At 53.5% G+C, this 18,248-nt stretch carries 15 protein-coding genes; 7 read left to right on the top strand and 8 right to left on the bottom strand.

Annotated elements, in window-relative coordinates; genetic code table 11:
• Window positions 1-120: 120 nt before the first annotated feature.
• Window positions 121-1,095, top strand: coding sequence for a 1-aminocyclopropane-1-carboxylate deaminase/D-cysteine desulfhydrase (locus tag ON072_RS05495; RefSeq protein ID WP_231473596.1), 975 nt, complete (start codon window positions 121-123; stop codon window positions 1,093-1,095).
• Window position 1,096: 1 nt separating this feature from the next.
• Here the strand turns inward: ON072_RS05495 and ON072_RS05490 are convergent, their stop codons facing one another.
• Together ON072_RS05490 and ON072_RS05485 are read right to left on the bottom strand one after the other, a co-directional pair.
• Window positions 1,097-1,333 carry a hypothetical protein gene (locus ON072_RS05490; protein WP_037437240.1) on the bottom strand — a complete coding sequence of 79 codons (237 nt, stop codon included), beginning with the start codon at window positions 1,331-1,333 and terminating at the stop codon, window positions 1,097-1,099.
• 314 nt (window positions 1,334-1,647) lie between these two features.
• Complete coding sequence (locus ON072_RS05485) at window positions 1,648-1,821, bottom strand: hypothetical protein (RefSeq protein ID WP_093983382.1); 174 nt, start codon at window positions 1,819-1,821, stop codon at window positions 1,648-1,650.
• 513 nt (window positions 1,822-2,334) lie between these two features.
• Here ON072_RS05485 and ON072_RS05480 point away from each other — a divergent pair.
• Window positions 2,335-3,906: a mechanosensitive ion channel family protein gene (locus ON072_RS05480; RefSeq protein WP_062793386.1), complete on the top strand. Its 1,572-nt coding sequence runs from the start codon at window positions 2,335-2,337 to the stop codon at window positions 3,904-3,906.
• A gap of 108 nt (window positions 3,907-4,014) precedes the next feature.
• Here the strand turns inward: ON072_RS05480 and ON072_RS05475 are convergent, their stop codons facing one another.
• The 5 genes from ON072_RS05475 to ON072_RS05455 all read right to left on the bottom strand — a co-directional run bounded on the left by ON072_RS05475 (window position 4,015) and on the right by ON072_RS05455 (window position 9,605).
• The gene (locus ON072_RS05475; protein ID WP_028780812.1) at window positions 4,015-5,091 is read right to left on the bottom strand and encodes a ketoacyl-ACP synthase III; all 1,077 of its coding nucleotides are present in this window, start codon (window positions 5,089-5,091) and stop codon (window positions 4,015-4,017) included.
• A gap of 87 nt (window positions 5,092-5,178) precedes the next feature.
• Window positions 5,179-5,850 (bottom strand): GntR family transcriptional regulator, encoded by a 672-nt coding sequence (locus tag ON072_RS05470; RefSeq protein ID WP_025011106.1) that lies wholly within the window; start codon window positions 5,848-5,850, stop codon window positions 5,179-5,181.
• 117 nt (window positions 5,851-5,967) lie between these two features.
• Window positions 5,968-7,599: an aldehyde dehydrogenase (NADP(+)) gene (locus ON072_RS05465; RefSeq protein ID WP_144224889.1), complete on the bottom strand. Its 1,632-nt coding sequence runs from the start codon at window positions 7,597-7,599 to the stop codon at window positions 5,968-5,970.
• Window positions 7,600-7,662: 63 nt separating this feature from the next.
• Window positions 7,663-8,664 carry a 4-hydroxyproline epimerase gene (locus ON072_RS05460; RefSeq protein ID WP_144224890.1) on the bottom strand — a complete coding sequence of 334 codons (1,002 nt, stop codon included), beginning with the start codon at window positions 8,662-8,664 and terminating at the stop codon, window positions 7,663-7,665.
• A gap of 26 nt (window positions 8,665-8,690) precedes the next feature.
• The gene (locus ON072_RS05455) at window positions 8,691-9,605 is read right to left on the bottom strand and encodes a dihydrodipicolinate synthase family protein (protein ID WP_261752961.1); all 915 of its coding nucleotides are present in this window, start codon (window positions 9,603-9,605) and stop codon (window positions 8,691-8,693) included.
• Window positions 9,606-9,792: 187 nt separating this feature from the next.
• On the opposite strand from ON072_RS05455, the gene ON072_RS05450 reads away from it, so the two are divergent.
• Window positions 9,793-11,064 (top strand): NAD(P)/FAD-dependent oxidoreductase, encoded by a 1,272-nt coding sequence (locus tag ON072_RS05450; protein WP_123116478.1) that lies wholly within the window; start codon window positions 9,793-9,795, stop codon window positions 11,062-11,064.
• 80 nt (window positions 11,065-11,144) lie between these two features.
• On the opposite strand, the gene ON072_RS05445 is transcribed toward ON072_RS05450, so the two are convergent.
• Window positions 11,145-13,472 (bottom strand): multiheme c-type cytochrome, encoded by a 2,328-nt coding sequence (locus ON072_RS05445; protein WP_261752962.1) that lies wholly within the window; start codon window positions 13,470-13,472, stop codon window positions 11,145-11,147.
• A 340-nt stretch (window positions 13,473-13,812) separates the two neighbouring features.
• Here ON072_RS05445 and ON072_RS05440 point away from each other — a divergent pair, with 340 nt between their 5' ends.
• The 4 genes from ON072_RS05440 (at window position 13,813) to gmhB (ending at window position 17,879) form a co-directional block, all read left to right on the top strand.
• On the top strand, window positions 13,813-14,457 hold the full coding sequence (locus ON072_RS05440) for a 4Fe-4S dicluster domain-containing protein (RefSeq protein WP_096142692.1): 645 nt from the start codon (window positions 13,813-13,815) through the stop codon (window positions 14,455-14,457).
• A 14-nt stretch (window positions 14,458-14,471) separates the two neighbouring features.
• Window positions 14,472-16,595, top strand: coding sequence for an aldehyde ferredoxin oxidoreductase (locus ON072_RS05435; RefSeq protein ID WP_261752963.1), 2,124 nt, complete (start codon window positions 14,472-14,474; stop codon window positions 16,593-16,595).
• Window positions 16,596-16,598: 3 nt separating this feature from the next.
• The gene (locus ON072_RS05430; protein WP_144224893.1) at window positions 16,599-17,123 is read left to right on the top strand and encodes a hypothetical protein; all 525 of its coding nucleotides are present in this window, start codon (window positions 16,599-16,601) and stop codon (window positions 17,121-17,123) included.
• 201 nt (window positions 17,124-17,324) lie between these two features.
• Window positions 17,325-17,879: a D-glycero-beta-D-manno-heptose 1,7-bisphosphate 7-phosphatase gene (gene gmhB, locus ON072_RS05425; protein ID WP_028780820.1), complete on the top strand. Its 555-nt coding sequence runs from the start codon at window positions 17,325-17,327 to the stop codon at window positions 17,877-17,879.
• The last annotated feature ends 369 nt before the right edge of the window (window positions 17,880-18,248 follow it).

Below are 18,248 nucleotides of genomic sequence, written 5' to 3'. Positions count from 1 at the left end.
AGCCGCAATGGATTAGCCTCCAAGCCATCACTTAGTCGGCATAAAGCCAACTGGTGCCTGTGAGGATTTGTGGCCTGAATCCTGTCCTCCTTGGCGGCAAACACATACAATAGCCATCCCTTGCACACCTTAGCCTTGAAATATATCGCCAGTGCCATGTCTTTAACCGATTTCAAACTGGATAAAACCCCAGTTCAAGCCTTTGAGTTTCGAGGTCATCAGCTGTTTATCAAGCGCGATGATCTGCTTCATCCCAGTTTCAGTGGTAATAAGGCGCGCAAGTTCCGTTATTTCCTCGACCACGACTTTCCCGGTATCAAGCGCCTGATAGGTTATGGCTCGGCCCAGGCCAACTCACTCTACTCTATGGCGGCGCTGGCCGAACTCAAAGGTTGGCAGCTGGACTTTTATGTGGATCACCTGCCGGAATGGTTGCAGCAGCAACCCCTGGGTAACTATCGCGCCGCGTTGGAATTGGGCGCACGGGTGATTGCTGTAAAGAATACGCCCAAGGCCGAGTTGATGACCGGCATGACCCTGGAGGACTTTGTCAGGCAGCATATTGTGCCTGAGTGTGAGCACAGCCTGTTTGTTCCCGAAGGGGGGCGCTGTAGTTATGCCGAATACGGCGTGGCTCAGTTGGGCGCCGAGATTTTACAGTGGCAGCAGCAACAGGCTACCCATAACCTCAAGCTGTTTTTGCCATCGGGGACAGGTACAACGGCACTGTTTCTACAGAAGTATTTTTGTGAGCAACAGGCTGATATTGAAGTGCTGACTTGCGCCGTGGTCGGCGGAGACAGTTACCTCAAGACCCAGTTGCTTGAGTTATCGCCCGATGAGGCATTGCATCCAACTATTGTTACACCCGAACGCAAGTATCATTTTGGCAAGTGTTACCCCGAGTTTTACCAACTTTGGCAAGAACTGGAGCAAAGCGGTATCCGCTTTGAGCTCTTGTACGATCCGCTCGGCTGGCAAGTGTTGCTCGACTTCTTGCGACGTGAGGGCCACAGCCAGGTATTGTATCTGCATCAGGGGGGGCTCCTTGGCAATGAGTCCATGCTTCCCAGATACAGGCGTAAATACGGCTGATTCAGACCAGCTGGTTGCGCTTGAGGATCTTATGAGTGCGCTCAGCCAAGCGCTGCAAGGATTTGAGATCGGCAAGCCCAGGCACCTCGTCATCGAGACGGGACTCCCAAAAGCATACCTCAGTGTCCAACATCTCCAGCATTTTCTTGGAGCAACCCAGGCATTTCCCGCCGCATAGGCTGGCTTCCGGCAAGTCCAGTGGAATACAGCGCCGGATCTCGCTAAGCAATGAGCGCATCGCTTCCGTGGTATTCGGTTTAATGGAGCCGGGTTTAGTCGCTCTGCTTTTAGTGGCTGTGATGGATTGATTCAAGGCAACACCGACAGATAAGTTTGTTAAGCATCAGCTTAATTCAAGTGGAAGGGTTGGAGAATGATCTGGCGCTTGATTTACTGTTTATCGCCATTTGGTCAGGCTGCTTCCCGGGATCACGGGAAAAGGCCTTGACCAAATGTGATGTTCTACCCGATTGCTGCTGGATAACAGTCCAATCTGCCTGAGCGTTCGATACAGTGAGAGGATAGGGGTATCGAGTGGGTATTTCGACAGTCTTACTTATTGGCGCTCAGCAACCACTTCATAAACTTGAGGGTTTCTGTACGCTTTGAGAAGGTTTGCTTCTTCTTGCCTTTGCTGTCGGTAAAGGCGATTGAGTTTTTGTTGATGGAAATTGAATCTACAGGGAAATTTACTGTGATTTCATGTCCGTTTACTTTGTATGACATAGGCCACACTCCTTATTTTCTGTTAGCGCCGATATTGGCGTATACAATCTTAACTATAGAAAATCCTTAGCATTTATTGCGAAAGATGCGTTGGTTGACTATTGAATGTACCCAGTTTGTCAGCCTTTATCAAGCCCCCGACAGACTGAAGTGCATACAGACACTCCGGGTGTCAGTAGAACATCAGACCATCGCCGCAGCACAGAGTTCACCACAGCTGTGTGACATTTCAATTAAACTCAGGAATTGTTAACTGAACGAATTTACTTAAGCGGCCTGGAGCGAGATGGGACGAGCTGAGGGTACCTTAATATCGTCGGCAATTATATCGACAGTTGGCTATAAGTCAAGCAGTATAAATACTGAGCCGATATATCCGGAACTACATGTTTCTGCTACTCTTTTTTGCTAAAGGTGCCAATAGCTCCCTGGTGTACTCTGGCTTGAACACAGCTTGAAGTGCTTACACCGGATGGATTGGTACTTTATCTTATAGTGGCAAGGAGCGCGTTAATGAATAGAGTGTTGATTGGCATAGGATTATTTATTCTGTTGCTCTGGCCTGGGTTATGTCCGGCGGCCGAACCTGCACCGGAAACGCCAAGCGAGCAAAGTGCTGCAGCGGCTTATGATTATCGCGACCCCTTGTTCAGGGATACCCCCAGAGGCGCCCTGCAGGGCTTTATGCAATACGCCAAAGACGGGGATTACCAAACCGCGGCCGAGTATCTGGATCTGCGTTTTCTTCCCACCGGCATGACAGCGGAGCAGGGGCCGCTCTATGCCAGGCAGTTGCTGGCGATTATCGAGCGTAATCTCTGGCTCAACCCGCAAGAGCTGGATGATACCCCGGAGGGCAAAACCGACGACAAGCTGCCCGCCTATCGGGAGGGATTTGCCCGTTTGGAAGCCGAAAAAAAGGCCTATCAGCTCCTGTTGCAGCGGGTGCCTAGCTCTGAATACGGCAGTCTGTGGAAGGTTTCCAATGCCACGGTTGCCAAGCTCCCAAAACTTTACCAGGCCTTGGGCTATGGCCCTGTGGTGGAGTGGTTTATTGAGCACATTCCTGAAGGACGCCTGTTTACCCTGAATCTGTGGGAATGGGCCATGATGCTGGCCTATCTGGCGCTGGCGTTCTTATTCGTGGTACCTGTGACCTGGTTGCTGCAATGGCCGCTTTCACGTTCATCACACCCGCTCAAGGCTGAATTGGGCGCCTTTATTCGTGGCCCTCTGCGATTCTTTGCCGCTGTGGCACTCGATAGAGCCATGCTTGCCAACAGTACCTTGAGCGCTGCGATGCAGGAGATAGTCAACACAGGCTTTTTCTTTATTCTGGCCACAGTTTGGTTGATATGGGCGCTGGTGGGGCTGGCACAGAGCAGCCTTAGGGAGCGCTGGATAGCCAAGGGCAACAAACAGGCGGCCTCCTTGTTGCGACCTCTTGGAAATTTTCTGCGGGTGGCCCTGCTGAGCTTGGCGACCTTATTATGGCTTGAGCATCTGGGTTTTAATGCCGGCACTATACTGGCCGGGATGGGTATCGGGGGGCTGGCAATCGCTTTGGCCTCGAAACAGTCGATAGAAAACCTGATTGGCACCATCACCCTCTATTCAGCCGCGCCTATCAAGGTTGGCAATATCGGTAATTTCGGCGGCGTTCGCGGCACAGTGGAGGAGATAGGGCTACGCTGTACCCGCATCAGAACTCTGGATCGTTCTGTCATTCATATGCCCAACGCCAAGTTGGCCGAAATGGAGATAGAGAATATTTCAGAGCGGGAGAAAATCCGTTTCAAGACAGAGATACGTCTCGATTACAGCACAGATGCCAAACAGCTGCAGGCGATCATCAATGATATCAAAGCCTTGCTAAAGCAACATGAGAAGGTGGACGAATCACCGATGCGGGTCACTTTCAAGGGTTTTGGCAACGCCGGGCTCGAGTTGAATGTACTGGCCTATGTCGGCACCACCAGTTTACCGGTTTATCAGGAAGTCGCCGAGGAGTTGCAGCTGGGGATAATGGCGATTGTCGCCGAGCACGGCAGCAAGATGGTGCCCGTATGGCCGGTTTCGGCCTGATACCCAAGATTGAAAACGGCAGAGGCTAAAGCCGTATAGACAATGGCAATAAAAAACGGTGCCCACGGCACCGTTTTTTTAAACAGGTCATTCGGCTCAGGCTTTATCTCAGGCCTTATCGCGATGGCAGAAATAGTCTACCGCGCGTTTTACCAGCTCAATTCCTGTCTGTTCACATGGCGGCAGGCTGGCATCGCTCTGCTTCAGCGGCGTGACTCTATCACCCCATTTCAGCAGCAAGGCGGCGCTGGTGAGGCCGGCACCAAAGGCACAGGAAAGAATATGTTGTCCTGGCTTGATCATGCCTTTTTCCAACGCATCACAGATGGCAATAGGAATGGTGGCTGCCGAAGTGTTGCCATAGTTGGCTATGTTGACGAAGGCCTTCTCTTTGGGGATCTTCATTCTGTGTACCAGAGTGTCGATGATCCTCTCGTTGGCCTGATGGGGGATAACCCAATCGACTTCCTCTTTGTCCAGACCACACTTCTCCAACACCTGGGCGCTGAGTTTGCCCATGCCGTTGATGGCGCGTTTGAAGATCTCCTGGCCATCGAATTGGATGTAGAAGTCCAGTGACTCGGCAACAAATCTGTCCATGCCTGTACCAAAGCTGGCTTTGAGAATGTCGCGGCCACCTGGATCATTGTTGAGTTCATAGCCCAGTACGCCACATGGGCTGTCTGTCGCTTCCAGTACCACGGCACCTGCACCATCACCGAACAGTACCGCGGTTTCTCTTCTTGACCAGTCGAGGTAGAAACTCAGACGTTCGGCGCCGACCACCAGGACTTTCTTGCATTGACCACTCTTGATTTGAGCGGTTGCCAAGCCAACCCCGTAGAGAAAGCCACTGCAGGCGGCGTTGATGTCAAAGGCGGCGCAGTTGGCGCCGACATTGGCCTGTACTGTTGAGGCTATGTTGGGGATCAGTGTGTCCGGGCTGGCGGTCGCCAGGATAATCATGTCCAGTTCGCTGCCTTCGATGCCGGCGGCGGCCAGCGCATGCTGAGCGGCTACAGTGGCCAATTCCGAGGTGTTGACGTGGCTGATATGGCGCTGGCTGATCCCTGTTCTGGGTTTAATCCATTCATCGGAAGTGTCGATAAAGGTGGCCAGATCATGGTTGGTCAGTACGGCGGGGGGAACGCACTTTCCCCAGCCGGTAATAGTGGCGTACTGCATTGAATTTACTCTCAAAATAAAAAGACAGAAGCCAGATCTGTCTTTTGGACAACTAAAGCGCTATTGCTTGGAAAGGGTCGTGATTTTTCAGCTCACCTGTTGGGCTACCAATTCACGAATGGCGTTGGCAGCGTGCAGTATGTGGGCCCTCAGCAGGACCACGGCCTCATCTATTTTCTTTTGCCGACATAATTGCAGCAGATCCCTGTGATCCTGCTCGGCTCTGGGGATCCCACCTGTCAGCAACAACTGTAAGCGAATATAGCGATCACAGTTGGTGTTCAGACCATGTACAACTTCCATGGTGTGGGGACGGTTGGCGGCGCGGTACAAACTTGTGTGGAACTCTGTGTTGAGCTCGCTCCAGCTGCCCACGGCATTATCCTGTTTAAAGGCGGATTCCAGTTTGTCCAGTACGGCTTCGGCCTGACGCAGATCTTCATCCTGCAGGTTTGGAATGGCTTTGGCAAGGAGATCAGTTTCAATCAGTGCTCTGAGTTCAAATAACTCGCTGACTTGCTCCACCGACAATTCGGTAGCCGTGGCGCCCTTATGGGCTTCAAACTTGACCAAGCCTTCGGCTTCCAGTTGCAAAAGGGCTTCCCTGACCGGAATCCGGCTGACATTCATCTCTTCTGCCAGAGCGCTCTGACGCAGCGGTTCGCCTGCTGCGATTTCACCTGAAAGAATTTTCTCCCGCAGCACTTCGACCACAACCTGGGTGCGCGTTTTATGAACGATGGGCGTAGTTCGGCTCATAGATCCCGTCTTTGTATACGTTATTCGGTTTTGATCCGAATAAGACTACAGCGAATGCTCAGATAAATAAAGGGAAACCACTTGGGTTTCCCTCTGCAATGCCGCGCAAGATGTGCTTTAGAAGTAGCGTGCGCCTGGGTGTTGATCCGAAACTTGCCCTTGGTTGAAGCTGTTTGTCAGCTCAGAAGGCAGGTTTTGCAGACTCAAAGGCCTGAGAAAGCGCGCCATAGCCTGAGTGCCTACCGAGGTACTGCGCAGATCTGTGCTGGCGGGGAAGGGGCCACCATGGTTCATGGCATGGCAAACCTCGACGCCAGTTGGCATCTGATTAAAAATCAGTCTGCCTACCTTGTATTGCAGCGCCTCCAAAACGTCCGGATAACCTTGTAAGTCGCTGCTGGTGGCATGGACACTGGCGGTTAACTGGCCATCGAGCGCCTGGATCACAGCCTGCAGTTCGGCTTCACTTTTGACCGTCACCAACAGGGCGAAGGGGCCGAACACTTCTTCCATTAGATCAGGGCTGGCAAGCAAGCTCTCGGCACCGGTTTCCAGCAATAGTGGCCGGGTATGATGCAGCGCCGCGGCGGCTTTACCCTGAGCCAGCAATTCAAGGGCCGGATTGGCGAGCAGCTGCTTGCTCCGGGTTTGAAATGACTCGGCAATTCCCGGGGTTAACATGGGAGCCGCCTCGGTTTCAGTGATAGCCTGACTCAGGACGCTACGGTAACGTGCAAGGGCTTTTTGGCTGGATTCGCTGTCGGCCAATGCCAGAATAAGCCCGGGGCTGGTACAGAATTGCCCCTGAGCCATCAACATCGACTGATGTTGATGGCCGGCGAGGGTTTCTGCCTCGGCTTGCAATTTACCCGGCAGCAGCAGCTGTGGGTTGATTGAGCCCAGTTCGCCATAAAAGGGAATGGGTTTGGCTCTGGCGGCGCAGCAATCGGCCAGGAGCCTCCCTACCTTGAATGAGCCGGTAAAGCCTACTGCCTGAATACCGCTGTGAGATACCAAGCCAGTCGATAGCTCTGGCCTGCGTCCCTGCAATAGGGAAAATACGGCGCTTGGCATATCGCAGCGAGAGATAGCGCGGGCAATGGCGCGGGCCACCAGTTCACTGGTGGCCGGGTGTGCAGGATGGCCCTTGACAATCACGGGGCAACCGGCTGCCAGTGCCGAGGCACTGTCACCGCCGGCGGTGGAAAATGCCAGCGGGAAGTTGGAGGCACCGAATACGGCAACCGGCCCGAGAGGCAGCTGTGTCAATCTGAGTTCGGGTTTGGGCAGCGGCGTGCGATCGGGGTTGGCTTTGTCTATCAACAGAGGACTTGGCGTCTCTCTGAGCTCTGATGCGAACAGCCTGAGCTGATTGGCGCTGCGGCCAAGTTCGCCGTTTATCCGCGCTTGTGGCAGGCCGGATTCCAGCATGGCTGCCGCCGTGATAAGCACGCTGTCGTTTTCAAGCTCGGTGGCGATGGCCTCCAGGAAGGCGGCCCTGGCTTGCGGCCGTGTTTGCCGGTACTGAACAAAGGCGGCACCGGCCGCTGTGACTGCCGCATCTATCTGGCGCTCGCCGGCTTCAGCGAAACTGAGCGCCAGCGTTTGATTGGCGACCGGGTCCAGGCTTTGAAACCGTTCGACATCTGTCTCACTCTGCCATTGCCCGGCGATTAGATGTTGGCCGGTCAGTTGTGACGCTAACTCCTTGACGAGCGCCTCACGGCGGTTGGGGATCTCTGTTGTCATGGGGTCTCCTTTAATGTGTGGGCACTTGAGTCTGGGCTATCCAGTGTTGACTGTGATGACAGCTCACAGCACCTGGAATCCATAGGCGTAAGGGTCCTCATCATCAACCAGGATACTGTTGTGCCCGGTGACTCTGGCCCAGCCTTGAATACTGGGCAAAATAGCCTCGAACTGGCCGACGCGGGTGGTGCTTTCTATACGGCCGATAAACTGGCTGCCAATGATGGATTCATGGGTGTAACTGTCTCCCGCGTTGAGCAGGCCTTTGGCGTGCAGCTGCGCCATCCTGGCACTGGTGCCTGTGCCGCAGGGCGATCTGTCTATCGCCTTGTCACCGTAAAACACCGCATTGGCGCCATTGGATTCCGGGCTCAGACAATCGCCCGTCCACAGTACATGACTGATGCCGTGAACTGTGGCGTCATCCGGGTGAATACATTCGAGCTGCGCCCTGGCCGCTTCCCGTACCAGTGGGCTCCAGCGCAGAATATCGGCGGCGCTCCATTGCCTGAGTCCGGAAAAGTTTTCCTGCGGATCCACTATTACGTAAAAGTTGCCGCCGTAGGCCACATCGACCTTGAGGCAGCCAAGGCCGGATACGTCGATGACTTTATCCGCATGGGCGAGATAAGCGGCAACGTTGTAGAGCTTTACCCAGTCGACTTTGGCGCCACTGCGTTGATATTCGATGCGTATTTGGCCTGCGGGCACATCGAGCAGCAGTTCACCTTCCCGGCGAGGTGTCAACAGGCCGGCTTCCAGTGCGGCGGTGACTGTGCCTATGGTGCCATGGCCGCACATGGGCAGGCAGCCACTGGTTTCGATAAACAGAATAGAGCCGTCGGCATCGGCCGAGCAGGGCGGGTAGAGAAAAGCACCGGACATCATGTCATGGCCTCTGGGTTCGAACATCAACGCCTGACGGATCCAGTCAAACTGCGAGAGAAAATGCTGGCGTTTTTCGCTCATGGTCTGGCCCTTAAGTTCAGGATGGCCACTGGTTACCAGGCGTACCGGGTTGCCACAAGTGTGGGCATCGATACAGAAAAAAGTCCCTTTGAGCATAAGTTCTCCTTGGTGCCGCTCTTGGCTCAGTCCAGATTGTACTTGTCGAGGTCTATGCGCGTTGCCAGTGCCTGCTCAAGCAGTTGCTGTACATAGGCGCGCTCTTCGCCTTCCAGAGGCAATCTTGGCATGCGTACATGTTCACTGCCGCGTCCCACCAGTTCTTCAGCCAGCTTGATGCACTGTACCAGAGTCGGGATGGTGTCCAGTCTCAGCAGCGGCATAAACCAGCGATACAGCTCTCTGGCTTCCTGCAGTCGGCCGGCGCGGGCCAGGCGGTATAAGATAACAGACTCTCTCGGGAAGACATTTGTCAGGCCGGATATCCAGCCATCGGCTCCCAGAAGCAGTGACTCGAGGGCAATATCATCGACACCGCAAAAGACGATGAAACGGTCGCCGAAGCGGCTCTGCAGTTCGGTCAGACGGCGGGTGTCTGTAGTCGATTCCTTAATGGCGACTATGTTGGGCTCTTTGGCTAGTTCGGCGGTCATTTCCAAATTGATGTCCACTCCATAGCTCACTGGGTTGTTGTAGATCATGATGGGCAGGGTGGTTGCGCGGGCGACGTGGCGGTAATGCGCCAGCACTTCTCTGTCTGTGCCGCGATAAACCACGGCGGGCAATAACATCAGGCCATCGACACCAAGAGCGGCCACATCTTTGGCGTATTCGGCAGCTTGCTCGGCACTGTGCTCGGTGCAACCGGAGATCACCGGAATTCGCCCGGCGACGGTTTCGACTGTATGTTTGATAAAGGCGCACTTCTCGGCCGCGCTCAAAGAGGCGTTCTCGCCCACAGTGCCCAGCGCTATGATGCCGTCAATACCGTCGTGGATCAGGGCTTCCAGCATACGGCGATTGGAGTCAAAGTTGATTGAGCCATCGGCATTGAATTGGGTTGAAATTGCAGGATACACCCCTTGCCAGTTTGGTTTCATGGTACAGACCTCTTGTTGATTTAGTTGTCGTTCTTTATCCCTTGCGGGCTAACAGCTGTGGATATTGTCAGAGATAAAGTATATTGTATACAAAAATATTTAACTAAACACAATCAGTGATCGTGGTGCTTGGGAAAAGCGTTTCGTTATTTAAGGCTTTTGGCTGCCCGGCGCAGGGAGAAAACAGATGAACAGCAAACAAGATGGCACAGTGTCCTCAAAGGGAGAACTGACGGTTTTAGGGGGCGGCATAGTCGGGCTTTGCTGCGCCATAGCCGCGCAAAAGCAGGGATTCAAGGTGAGCCTGTTGGATAAAGATGAGCCGGGGCGAGGGGCCTCTTTCGGTAATGCCGGACATTTTGCCACCGAGCAGATGTTTCCGCTGGCGTCTTTCTCTCTTGTGCCTCGGCTCCCTGGAATGTTGCTGGACCCGCAAGGCCCGTTTCGGATCCGTCCCGGGTATTTTTTCAAAGCCTTGCCTTGGTTTTGCCGCTTTATGGCCAATATGTTGCCCGCCAAGCGACGTAAAAATGGTGCGGCGATCGCGGCTTTGAACCGTGAAGCCATAGGCGCCATGCGTCGGTTGCTGGCACAAGCCGAGGCCAGCGAGTTGATGTGTGAAAACGGCAGCCTGCTGTTGTTCGAGCGGGATGAAAAAGCTGCCCGGCAGGAGTTTGAGGCCTATACCAAGGCCGGTGTGGCGGTGAAGCTATTGAGTGGTGATGAAGTCAGGCGGCTTGAGCCTTCGTTGTCCGGCAATATCAAGGCTGCACTGTTTTTCACTGAGGTGGCGCATACGCCATCACCTTTTGAACTCTGCAAGCGTTTGGAGTTGCACTTCAAGGCACTCGGTGGGCAGGTGCTGCGCGCCGAGATCGATAAATTGCAGCCGGACAAGCAAGGTGTCCGCCTCGGTGACAGTCAGGGGCAATCCTGGCACTGCGACAGACTATTGCTCTGCTGCGGCGCCTGGTCCAAACCCCTGGCGCAGCAATTGGGCCATGAGGTGCCGCTGGATACCGAACGCGGCTACCACCTGATGATGCCGCAAGTCAGCGGTTTGTCTCGCCCTGTGGCGTCGTTCGAGCGTAAGTTTATCATTACCCCAATGCGCGGCGGTACCCGTTTGGCCGGCACTGTAGAGTTCGGCGGGCTCAAGGCGCCCATGGATCCCTCCAGGGCCGATTGTTTGCTGCCCCATGCCCAGGCGCTGCTGCCAAAGGTATTTTCCTCTGCCAGTGCCGAACAAGGTGAGCGCTGGATGGGGTTCAGACCCTCTTTGCCGGATAGTTTGCCGATACTGGGAGCGAGCTTGAAGCAGAAGGGCGTTTGGTTTGCCTTTGGTCATCAACATCTTGGGCTGACCTGGGCGGCGATAACGGCAGAGTTGCTGGCCAGCGAGTTTGATGGTGACGAGCCGGCGTTATCACTGCAGCCTTACCGGATTGACAGGTTTTGAGCCCGGGAGCCTGTTCACATTCAAATGCAAAATAGAAAAACGGCGCCGAGGCGCCGTTTTTGCCAATGGGAGCGAGTGGGTCAGTCTTTGAGGCCGTGCATCATGTCGACGCCGGTATTACGTCCCTCGGCGTGACAAACGGCGCAGCTCTCGCTGCCACTCTGATAGACAGGGCCGCCGCTGGCATCTTTGCGGAAAACACCGCCGAAGGCTTCGGCATGGCTGGCCCATTTTTCCACTTGGATATGACAGCCGCCACAGGCTGCAACCGTGGGAGAATACTCGGCGATTTGGCCTTTCTCGGTTGCGCCGGGAGTGGCAACCAACACGGAGGCGCTCTGACTCAGGCCATCCAGCGTAAGCTGGCCCTTGATATGGCAGGCGCGGCAATCACTGGCCGGTTTCGGATAGGTGGCCGCCTCTCTGTCGGCGCCCATTCCGGCCACAGTGCGGGTACCACTGTGCAGCGAATGCACCATTTCCCTGTAGTTCAGACTGTTGTTCAGGGTACGGATCGCTTTTATTTGATCCATGCCAGGAGTGTGTTTCAGCCCGGCATTCAGGTACATGTTAGTGCCATTGTTGTGGCAGTCGTTGCAGCTCTTGTCGGTCAGGGCCGTAGCTCCTTGAGGCGCATGACAACTGCCGCAGCTGTCATTGCCCGGCTGGAAGCGGCTCGCCAGAGTATGAGCGCTGACAACCCGCTGCTGCATGTCGCTGTCATGACAGCGCCGGCAGGCAGCCTCATCGGCAAGGGCTTTATTGCTCGCCGCAGAGCCTGTGAGTGACAAGGGGTTATCGGCAATCACCTCGATGCGGGTAGCGCTTGTATCACAAGCCACAGCAAAGCCTGTCGCGGGATCGGCGCAGACAAGCAGTTTGGCCTGCACCCGAGTCTTGTCCGGCTCACCAAAGTCCGCTGCCTGAAGCGGGCCTATGGCTACGCTGAGGCTGTGTCCCTGCATGGCCAGGCTGACATCGGCCCCAGGGTTGGCCAAATTCCAAATTTTGCGCTGACCGTTGTTGAGCGGGCGATTGGCAGGTTCGGGATCGCCACTGACCGTTAACCACAATGACTCTATGGCCGGATCGTCTGCAGGCAGACGGCCTTGGCTGCGAAAATCCAGGCTGATACTCAGCTTGTCGCCATCAATAGCGGCGGAGGAAAGCGCAAAGGCATACTCCTGTTTGATGAGTTTGCTTGTCCTTTCAAGGCTCAGGTGGATTTTACCCGCGCCCTCTGGGTTGCTGGCATCCGGATGGCAGCCTGAGCAGCTCTGTTGCCAGCCTCTGGGGAAGAGTTCTCTATCGTGGAATAAAGCACTGGCGCTACCATTCCAGCCCTCGGGGGCATCCTTACTGTGACAGCTCAGGCAGCTGTTATTGCCGGGAATAAAGTATTGGTTGGCCTGCGGCGCCGCATCGGGAATATGACAGCTGTTACAATCCTTGATATCACCGGGATAGTGCAATTGGCTGTAGTCATATTCATGGCCCTGATAGCCAACGACCTTATACTCGCCTTGGTGAATTTTGTGAGTCAGGGTCGCCATATCAAGCGCCGAGCCGGTTTCTGGGTCGCCCGAGTAACTGGTGTGACACATGACGCAGCCTTCAAAGGCAAAACGCTTGCTGCCATGCATCAACAAACGCGCCTCACTGTTATCCCTGTCACTGCCGTGGCAGCGATAGCAGGTCTGCTGCTGATCTATCAATATCCGGCTGTCTTCGGCAGCGGCGGCTTGGCCGGTTGCCGGAATAAAGTCATAGACACTGTTGATCAGCATGCTGCTCAGTGAGCTGTCTGCAGCGGGCTTGAGTTCCAGATAGACCCTGTGAGTCTTGTCACTCTCGTAATGGGTATCGAGCCCTTCAAAGCTTGGGTATTGATTGAGCGTCTTGCTGAATTGATAGCGGTAACGCCCCAGGCCCAGGCTCTGCAGGCAGTCGAGTTTGCAGTCACTCTCAATCCCGGCTTGCCACTGCGCTGCGGCCTGGGCTGTGGCACCTGTACCCGGCTCAACCAGTTTATTGATATAGCTTATCCATTGGGGAGCGCGGCTTATCTCATAGCGTCCCTCTGCTGGCCTTGTATCGCCGTACATGGGTTGAGCACTGCCCAGCTTGGCTATGCCCATGGCCAAGGCTGATACCTGCTCCAGTTGTTCCAGTCCGGTCACGGCAACGCCGTTGGCGTCGCTTAAGAAAAAGTCGACCGAAACCCGGGTTTGCTCATCTATGGTTACGGCTTCGATATTGGCCTGCAGTGATTTGGCTTTGGCAATATTGATCCCCACTTCTCCCGGAGGACCCACCTGGCCGTCATCGCCATCGGAACATGCAGCCAATAAGCAAACCACCAGTGGGGATAGTTTCCACCAGGCGTTTTTAGGCTTGAATTTCATCATTTCCCATTCCTTTATGTTTTAGATTCTGTCGGGATGTCTAATTAGGAATGTATGCAGGCCTTAATCTATTTAATTTGAATAATTTATCTGTGACCATCGTCAATTTGTTCCAGCTATAACTGATAAGCGTAGGTTTGGTCTAAGTTGTTTTTTCTGATTTTTTAAAGAGTGAAAAATTAATATTTGATTTGAGTTTTAGTTAATGAGTTTGGTCGGTTAGCCTGTGAGTAAATGTGACTCAGATTGGGAAAAAATGTCTGGATTTAATTAGCATGAATTGTCGGGTATTTGGTGTATGCATATTTAAATAATATTTCTTAAACTAATTAAGGAACGCAATATGATTACCAGACGAGGAATGCTGAAAGGGAGTATGGGAGCAGCCGTAGGCACTGTCTATGGTGGAACGCTCATCAGCTTTCTTACCGGTTGCGGCAGTGACAATGACAGCGATGAAAAGGTTGAGGTGTTACCCGGTGGCTTGATGGTGGTTAATCCGGTTATCTGCGTCAGTTGCCGTCGCTGTGAAATCGCCTGTGGCTGGAACCATGAAGGCGATTGCAGCCCAACCCTGGCAAGGGTCAAAGTCGAACACAACATGAACTATGGGCCTCATGGTGTGCAGTTTAATTACACAGAGCAGCGAGGGGAATGCGGCGATCGCACTGTGGTGCCTGCCACCTGTCGTCATTGTGAAGTTTGTACACAGGTATGTCCGCAGCAGGCCATTTCAACTCATCCGGAAACCGGCGCTAAAGTGATAGATGAAAAGCGCTGCGTTGGCTGTGGTTATTGCGCCGATAAATGTCCACAACAAGTGATTAAAGTCGTACGCAGCAAAATGAAAGCCGTGAAATGCGACCTGTGTCAGGGCGAGCCGGCCTGTGCCCAGGTTTGTCCTACAGGTGCGATTAAATTTTATACCTGGGAACAGGCGGAAGTCGCGCTCGAACAATATGAAAAATATACTGGCCTGATCGGTTAATGAGGTAATTAAAAATGACAGATAAACTTGGCGGATGGGCTGGTAAAGTATTAAGGGTTAATTTAACAACCGGCAATATTACGACAGAATCAACAAATAAATATCATGACTATATAGGTGGTATGGGGATAGGCTACAAGATCCTTTGGGATGGCCATAAAGATAATATCAAGGCCACAGATCCTGAAAATATTATTGTATTCTCCGCCGGCCCGCTAACTGGTTCTGGGGTGATCTGTACGGGTCGTACCACTATAACTTCCCGCAGCCCGGTGATTAAAGATCATCTGATTTCTGATGGACATTTCGGTGGTCACTTTTCTCCGGCAATGAAATATGCCGGATTTGATGCCATCGCCATTGAAGGCCGCGCCGTTGCACCGGTATGGCTCAGGGTTGAAGACGGTAAAGTCACGCTGGAATCGGCTGCCGCGCTCTGGGGCAAGGGGATTTTTGATACCCACGCCATGATAGCTGAAATGATGGGCCCCAATGCCCAGGTGGCTGCCATAGGCCAGGCGGGGGAGAATCAGGTGCCGCTGTCAGTGATTATGACTCAAGGTGGACACTCAGCCGGAGGCCATGGCGCCGTGCTCGGGTCAAAAAACTTCAAAGGGATAGGCATCATAGGTACAGGGGCCGTGGCCATTGCCGCCGATAATGCCAACATGCGTCGGCTCGATGACCATATTCTGGGGATTATAGGCGCCAATAACCAAGGGGTTGTGCCTTCTACTCCGCAGTCCTGGGCCGAATATTCCAATGGTATCAGCCGCTGGAAGGCGCGTCCCGGGCTCAAATGGGGGCAGTCGGATCAGCAGATTGAGCTGGGCGAGGTACCCTGGAATGAACGTAACAAGGTAGGCTTCCGTACCTCAATGGCCGAGATGTACTTCGGTGAAGAGTACGCCAACAAGTGGATGAAGCGTACCGGTGGTTGTCATGCCTGCCCCATTCGCTGCTTCTGTGAGCTCAAGGTGCCTGAGCTGAAACAGAAATATGGTCGTAAGAGCGAGCATATCTCCAACGTCTGTATGGGATTCCTGGCGCCTCAGTATCTGATGGATACCAAGAAAGGTTCGGAAGAGCACGCTATGACAGGTGCTCTGGGCGGCAACCTGATCGACGATTACGGCATCTGGTGTAACTACGGCCTGATTTCGCACCTGTTCAAGTACCTCAAAAAACACGATATGTTCCAATATCTGTTGCCTAAAGAGGAGTTTGACAGCATCCCATGGGATCTGTGGGACAAGAAAGATCCGGCGTTTCTTATCGATTTTTACCGCCGTATAGCCTATCGCGAAGGGGAAATTGCCCATATGGCCGATGGCATGTCGGATCTGATTGAACGCTGGAAACTGGATGGGCGTAACCCGGATCTCGGTTATTGGGATATTCACAAAGAATCCTCGGTGAAAATTTTCAATAAGAAGACCAACGCCGCCGTGCACCATGCCAGTGAGACCGCAGGGCAGGTGGGCACCCTGATCAACATGGTGTTCAACCGCGATGCCCAGTGTCACTCCCATATCAATATTGTTAACTGTGGCTTGCCTCAGGACATGATAGAAACCATAGCCGCCGAATTCTGGGGCGAAGGGGCCTTCGATAAGGTGAAATGGTATACCCCAATCAACCCGGCCAAGGTTAAGTTTGCCAAGTGGTCTTTGGTAAAAAACGTGCTGCACGATTCATTGACTCTCTGTAACTGGATGTTCCCCTTGCTGGCTTCGCCGGACAAGAATCGCAACTACCGTGGAGACAGCACCATAGAATCCCAGATGTTCTCTCTGGTCACAGGCAAGGAAGTGACTGAGACTGAGCTCGACTTTATGGCCGAGCGGGTACTGCATCTGCACCGAGCGCTGACCATCATTCAAATGAATGAGATGAATATGCGCAATGAGCACGATGTGCTTTGCGACTGGGTTTACGACCTGGACCCCGACAAGGCTTTTGGCGATGAAGGCACCATCAAGATGGACAGGGACGATATTCAAAAGGCGTTGGATATGTTCTATGACGATTTTGGTTGGGACAGGCAAACCGGGGCACCGCTGAGGTCAACCCTGGAAAAATTCGGCCTGGGTTATGCAGCCGATGCGCTGGAGGCCCGTGGCTTGTTGCCGGGATAAGCCATGCTGGAACTGGTGGACTTTATCCGGTTGTTCAGCCAACACGGACGCCTGGTTTCCCTGCCGCAGCTGTTGGCTGTGGCGGGGGATGACGCAGAGAAGGCTGTGGATGCGGTGCAAGAGTACATCCATTTGATCCTGGCGCCTGAACACAGGGATCTGAAGATGCGCATATCTGAGGATGAGCACTTCTTCTATTCAGACCGTTACATGGTAGACAGCTATGCCAACCGTTGGTTGGCACTGCAACGCGGGGAGGTTGCCGCGACCCTGGCGCAGCAGATACGCGAAACCAGTTGTCGCCATACCGCTGTGCTTGAGGCTTCAGTTTTGGGGTATCCTCCTTACAGCCTGGATGCCGAAGCGCAGCAGGCGCTGCGACAACAGTTGCTGGCGATGCCGGAATATGACGACATACGTTATGACACCGGCCGCGATGGCAAGGGGTATTACTTTTCTACCGATGGCCTGAGTCCTGAATATGCCAGAGTGCTTGCAGACTACGACCCGTTTGAATGGTCATGCTGAGCCCGGAAGTCTGATGTCTCCCTGCGGGCGTGCTCCCGAACATCAGGCACCCGGGGTCAGCGCCCATCTCCCACCCCGGGCCTGAATGCCCGGGTTTTTCTTATCCTATGTCCTGAAGCCCACGACATAAGTTTGTTACCACAGTGCATTTTGCCCCAATGAGTGGAATAATATCGCCATTCGCTTTCTGGGAGGCAAACAGTGAACCGAGCGGTTTTTTTGGATAGAGACGGTGTAATCAATGTCGATCACGGCTATGTGCACCAAATAGATGATTTTGAATATATCGAAGGCATCTTCGATGCTTGCCTGGCGTTGAAACGACAAGGCTATAAGCTGGTGGTGGTGACCAATCAGTCAGGGATTGCCCGTGGGCTCTACACTGAAGAGCAGTTTGCCAGCCTGACCGAATGGATGGATTGGAACTTTGCCGACAAGGGCGTGGATCTCGATGGTATCTATTACTGCCCGCACCATCCGGAGAAGGGCATAGGTGAATACAAGCAGGATTGTGACTGCCGTAAACCCAAGGCCGGAATGATCAATAGTGCTGCCAGTTTTCTTAAGTTGGATCTTGCTGCCAGTGTAATGGTCGGTGACAAGGCCGATGATATGCGCGCCGCCAAAGCGGCGGGGATCCCGGTGCGGATCCTGGTCAGAAGTGGCAAAGAGGTGACTCAGGAAGCCATGGATGAGGCGAGCGTAGTACTGGATAGCATTGCCGATGTCCCCCAATATTTGGCATCACAGGCCTGAGTTGGTCGATTACCAAGCGTCTTGGCGCAATAGTGAACACTTGAAGGCTTTGGTAAGAAAAATCGCCTTTTGGGGGTTGCGCAAAAATTCAGGCTCCCTATAATGCGCAACCACTGACCCGCGACAGGGTCTGGAAGTCAAAGATTCAAGCATCGAATGCTTTAAGTTGAAATGCTTGGCTGGCTTCTTTTGCTCTTTAACAATCTATCAAGCAATCTGTGTGGACACTCACAGGCATTGAGAAATCGACAAAACGATTTAACTCGATGAAGAGTGTTCATACGAACAGAATTCATTGAGTCGATTCTTCGGAATCAACCAAAACTTTAATTGAAGAGTTTGATCATGGCTCAGATTGAACGCTGGCGG

It is taken from the genome of Shewanella sp. K8 (assembly GCF_028823715.1).
Classification (GTDB): domain Bacteria; phylum Pseudomonadota; class Gammaproteobacteria; order Enterobacterales; family Shewanellaceae; genus Shewanella; species Shewanella algae.
The sequence above is the reverse complement of the archived record's forward strand: the minus strand, read 5'-3'. Positions and strand labels throughout refer to the sequence as shown.

Excerpts from the sequence above, each read along its gene's own strand:
- ON072_RS05465 (WP_144224889.1), bottom strand. The coding sequence starts at position 7,599 with ATGACAACAGAGATCCCCAACCGCCGTGAGGCGCTCGTCAAGGAGTTA.
- ON072_RS05475 (WP_028780812.1), bottom strand. The coding sequence starts at position 5,091 with ATGCAGTACGCCACTATTACCGGCTGGGGAAAGTGCGTTCCCCCCGCC.
- ON072_RS05445 (WP_261752962.1), bottom strand. The coding sequence starts at position 13,472 with ATGATGAAATTCAAGCCTAAAAACGCCTGGTGGAAACTATCCCCACTG.
- ON072_RS05460 (WP_144224890.1), bottom strand. The coding sequence starts at position 8,664 with ATGCTCAAAGGGACTTTTTTCTGTATCGATGCCCACACTTGTGGCAAC.
- ON072_RS05485 (WP_093983382.1), bottom strand. The coding sequence starts at position 1,821 with ATGTCATACAAAGTAAACGGACATGAAATCACAGTAAATTTCCCTGTA.
- ON072_RS05490 (WP_037437240.1), bottom strand. The coding sequence starts at position 1,333 with ATGCGCTCATTGCTTAGCGAGATCCGGCGCTGTATTCCACTGGACTTG.
- ON072_RS05450 (WP_123116478.1), top strand. The coding sequence starts at position 9,793 with ATGAACAGCAAACAAGATGGCACAGTGTCCTCAAAGGGAGAACTGACG.
- ON072_RS05470 (WP_025011106.1), bottom strand. The coding sequence starts at position 5,850 with ATGAGCCGAACTACGCCCATCGTTCATAAAACGCGCACCCAGGTTGTG.
- ON072_RS05480 (WP_062793386.1), top strand. The coding sequence starts at position 2,335 with ATGAATAGAGTGTTGATTGGCATAGGATTATTTATTCTGTTGCTCTGG.
- ON072_RS05440 (WP_096142692.1), top strand. The coding sequence starts at position 13,813 with ATGATTACCAGACGAGGAATGCTGAAAGGGAGTATGGGAGCAGCCGTA.
- ON072_RS05435 (WP_261752963.1), top strand. The coding sequence starts at position 14,472 with ATGACAGATAAACTTGGCGGATGGGCTGGTAAAGTATTAAGGGTTAAT.
- ON072_RS05455 (WP_261752961.1), bottom strand. The coding sequence starts at position 9,605 with ATGAAACCAAACTGGCAAGGGGTGTATCCTGCAATTTCAACCCAATTC.
- ON072_RS05430 (WP_144224893.1), top strand. The coding sequence starts at position 16,599 with ATGCTGGAACTGGTGGACTTTATCCGGTTGTTCAGCCAACACGGACGC.